This is a genomic window from Spirosoma pulveris, from assembly GCF_054781875.1.
Genome location: NZ_BAAGTO010000049.1, coordinates 1 through 2,672, shown reverse-complemented (window position 1 = coordinate 2,672; position 2,672 = coordinate 1). Strand labels below are relative to the sequence as shown.

Here is a 2,672-nt window from a genome sequence, read left to right as displayed (position 1 = left end):
CCGGATCATCATCGACAAGCAGTATAGTAAATTTGGCAGACATAAAGCCAGGCAGCTGATTGGAGACTTACAAATATAAACGTTTACGCATAAAAAAATGGCTAGATAAGCATCTTTGAAAACCCCCATTTCTTGAAGTAGATACATGAAAATCCTTTCGTCTTATTTAGGAGCGATTAAAGAGATCGAGTAAATGGTCAAGGCTAAGCTTTCTTGCCCCCAACTCATAGACACACTGACACAGCGTTAAGCGGGTAAATACACGCAAAAGGTCGCCCCCTGATTCGGCTTACCGCTAGCGGTCACGATGCCCCCGTGATTGGTCACTACCTTCTGCACAATTGCCAGTCCCACCCCTGTACCTGCAAACTCGTTCTTGCCATGCAAGCGTTGAACGACTTGAAAGATGCGGCCTAAATATTTTTCCTCAAAACCAATCCCATTATCAATGATTTCGATCAGGTGGTAGGTTTCGCTCGTGCGAGCAGGCTTTACCAACGCAGGCAACTCGTTTCTCGCCAGGAGACGGGCGCGAACCTGAATCTGGGGATTCACTAAGTTTCCCTCTAAACTGGTCCGTCGAAACTTGAGGGCGTTGGATAGTAAATTCTGAAACAGTTGCGTTAACTGCTGAGCGTCACCCAGCACGGTTGGTAAGTCATCCACTTCCAATTGGGCACCACTCTCCTCAATGGCTACCGATAAGCTCTCGATCACTTGCTGGATCACGTCACCAAGGGCCACCGGCAGAGCGAGGGCCTGGGTGGTCGCAATCCGCGAGAAAGCCAACAAGTCTTTAATCAATATCGACATGCGGCTAGCCGCTACCTGCATTCGATTCAGGTGCGTTTTTCCTTCTCCCAGCGCTTCACTATACTGCCCTTGGAGTAAATCCCCAAACTGCTGAATCTTACGCAGGGGCTCCTGCAAATCATGGGAGGCCACGTAGGCAAACTGCTCCAGGTTTTCGTTGCTCCGGCGCAGGTCGGCCACTAACACTTGCAACTCGCGCGTGCGCTGCTGGACCTGTTGTTCCAGTTCCTCCTGCATGATGCGCTGGGCGGTAATTTCCTGGGTGACCCCGTTAATTCGAACCGGCTGTCCATCCCCTCTAGACTCGGGCTGCCCCGAGTCTTGCACCCAATGCCGCGTGCCGTCGGGCCAGACAATCCGGTATTCAGCCGAGTAATTCGTATGCGTTTCGACTGCCCTAGTGACGGCTTGTTGTACCCAGTCCCGGTCGTCGGCGACAATGGTGGCCAGCAAGTCTGCAAAGTTGAAGGGTGTCTGGGCGGGTTGGCCATAATTGGCCCGGTACTGGGCACTAACTTCCATGTGGCCTGTTGTCAGGTCTAGCGTATAGGCCCCTAACCGACCGGCCTCCATCGCCAGACTGAGTCGCTGATTGGCCTGAAGCAGCTCCTGCTGACTCGTAGCTTCTAATGTCTGGCGGGTGCGTACCTGCTGACTGACGTCGGTGGCCACCACAAATACACCGGAGATGTGCCCGTCCGGCCCGCGCAGGGGCTTGTAGGCCATATCTACATAAATTGTCTCCAATTGCCCCTGCCGGATCACATCGAACGCTAATTCATTGGCCGTAAAGGGGACGCCGGTCTGGATAACGCCGTGCAGCAAGGCATCAAACCCTTGCCCACGCAGTTCGGGTAACGCATCCAGCATAGGTTTGCCAATCAGCTCGTCAATGTTGCGTCCGGCAAGCTCCCCGTAAAACGAATTAGCCAAGCGGTAGGTCAGGTTATCCCCGCCAATAATAGCAATGGCCACTGGAGACTGTTCAAACAGGGCTAGCAGTTGCTGCTGACTTTGCTCTAGTTGCTGACGCGCTCGAACGCCTTGGGTCGTTTCCAGACAGGTGGCGAGAACACCTCCGATACGACCGTCTTCGGTCATGATTGCGCTGTAGCAGAACGTCCAGAATACCTCCTCGGTGTTGCCATGTCGGTAAAATAGCATCGGTACGTCCTGAAAGGTTACCGGTTCCCCACTTTGTAATACGCCTTCCAACAAGGGACCAACGATAGGCCAGGCCTGTGACCAGATCTGGGCCGAAGGTTTGCCGATGGCCGGATGCTGGGTGGTGGGGTCTAGACTAGGGATGACATGGTCATTGTAGAGACAAATCAGTTCAGGTCCCCAGAGGACCAACATCGGCAGCCCCGTATTCAGCATATTGCTGACCGATGTGCGTAGGCTAGACGGCCATTGATCGGGTGAGCCAAACGGGGATGTAGCCCAATCATAGGCACGGATAAGTGCCCCCATTTGGCCACCACTCCGTAAAAAAGGATAGGGATCGAAGCTAACTATTGGTGTCAAAGTCAATAACGTATGAGTATATTCAGGCTCGTTTAGCTATTGTAAGAATGCAGAACCTGTTGAGCCAAATCAGCGACTGTACCGCAAGTTATCAAACTACCTCGACTAAATTAAATTGTACTAGTCATGAGTTCAACGGGCAGTAATTTTATAAAACGCCCGTTCAAAGAGATGGGTGCCGTAATCGTCTTGACTAAATGATTCAGTAGGATTTTTATTCTCACAATGTCATCTCACGAATCAAACACAACATCTCACATTTTAGCTGAGTTAGTGAGACGAATCCGCTCCTAAATCAGAGCCCTGATGGCCTCGTCTTTTTGATACGAGGA

Annotated in this window: 1 protein-coding gene; it reads right to left on the bottom strand. The window is 51.7% G+C overall.

Annotated features, from left to right (window positions below; all coding sequences use genetic code 11):
* Positions 1-246: 246 nt before the first annotated feature.
* On the bottom strand, positions 247-2,340 hold the full coding sequence (locus ACYVJM_RS31985; RefSeq protein WP_461152188.1) for a PAS domain-containing sensor histidine kinase: 2,094 nt from the start codon (positions 2,338-2,340) through the stop codon (positions 247-249).
* Positions 2,341-2,672 lie beyond the last annotated feature (332 nt).